Genomic DNA, 1,442 nt, shown 5'->3' on the forward strand with positions numbered 1-1,442 from the left:
CTAGTAGTACTTCGTTAGGTTGCGCCCGGCGGGTGGTCGTCTGTTTGAGCCGGGGGCGGTAGGTCTCGGTGGCAGGTGGGGCATGCGCCGGTCCAGCACAGCAACAGGTCCTGCAGGGTCTGCAAGACCTGGTAGAAGGTCAGGCCGACGCTTGGGCTTTTGGGTCCAGGCGCCTGAGGGTGAGGAAGGCGTGGGCGGCGGTGACGAGGGTGACGTGGTGGTGCCAGCCGCGCCAGGTGCGGCCCTCGAAGTGGTCCAGGCCCAGGCCGTGCTTGAGCTCGCGGTAGTCGTGTTCGATCCGCCAGCGGATCTTCGCCAGGCGGACCAGATGCCGCAGCGCGGTGTCAGCGGGCAGGCTGGTCAGCCAGTAGTCGGTGGGCTCATCCTCGTGCGGCGGCCATTCGGCGATCAGGGTCTCGGTAGGCAGAACGCCGTCCCACCCCGCACGCCCGCCCGCTCCCTCCCGCGCCGCCTTGGTCGCCGCGACACCAGCAGGGCGGACCTCCAACACGATGAACCGGCTGATCATCACGCCCTTGCTGCCATAGCGCCAGGTGCAGCGCCGCAGCCGGCGCCGTCCGGCGGTCGCGACCAGGTCCTTCAGGGAACGGGCCGACTCGCGGTAACGGGGCAGCCGCGGGGCGCCCATCCGCCCTTCCCGTTCCGGCGTGGTGGGCACAGCCTCGCCGGGGTAGGCACTGGTGTCACCACGAACGGCCACAACGTATTCCAGATCTCGGTCGGCCACAGCGGCCCGGAAGGCATGCATCTGGCCGTATCCGGCATCGGCCACCACAACCCGGCCGATCAGCCCCCATCCGAGCGCCTCATCAATCGCGTCCAGGGCCAGACGCCACTTCTCCCGGTGCCCCACACCATCAGGCACTCCAGCCCTCGCACGTCGCCCATCGACCGCGCCGGACCACTCGGCAGGGAGGAACAACCGCCAGTTCAGCGGCACGGAAGCAACGTCAGTGACCGCGTGCAGGCTCACTCCCACCTGACACAGCGACTTCTTACCCAGTGCCCCGCACCACTGCCGAGCTGCCCCCGCCGATCGGTCTCCCGCCTTGGGGAAGGAAGTGTCATCGATCACCCACGCTTCCGGAGAGATCACCGAGGTCACCTTCGCCGCAACGGCCCGCAGCACCGGAACGTGGTCCCACGTCGACTGGCTGACGAACTGCTGCAACGCCTGCATATTGCCGTCCGGCAGCCGCTCGGCCATCGGCTGGATCGACTTGCGCCGCCCGTCCAGCATCAGCCCACGCAGGTAGCAGTCCCCCCATCCGCGCTGATCCTTGCGCCTCAGCGAAGCGAACACCTCGGCCACGAACTCCCCGAGACTCCCCCGCAGTTCCTCGATCTCCCCAAGATCCACGACGGGCAGCATGCACCACCACGCGCCATCCCATCAAACCAACCTAACGAAGTACTACTAG

1 protein-coding gene is annotated in these 1,442 nt (G+C 67.9%); it reads right to left on the bottom strand.

Annotation, left to right across the window (positions count from 1 at the left end; translation table 11 throughout):
* Positions 1–139: 139 nt before the first annotated feature.
* Positions 140–1,381, bottom strand: a complete 1,242-nt coding sequence (locus tag ACFV88_RS35990) for an IS701 family transposase (protein ID WP_385496441.1) — start codon at positions 1,379–1,381, stop codon at positions 140–142.
* Between the last annotated feature and the right edge of the window lie 61 nt (positions 1,382–1,442).

The sequence above is a fragment of the Streptomyces sp. NPDC059816 genome (genome assembly GCF_042732055.1).
Lineage (GTDB): Bacteria > Actinomycetota > Actinomycetes > Streptomycetales > Streptomycetaceae > Streptomyces.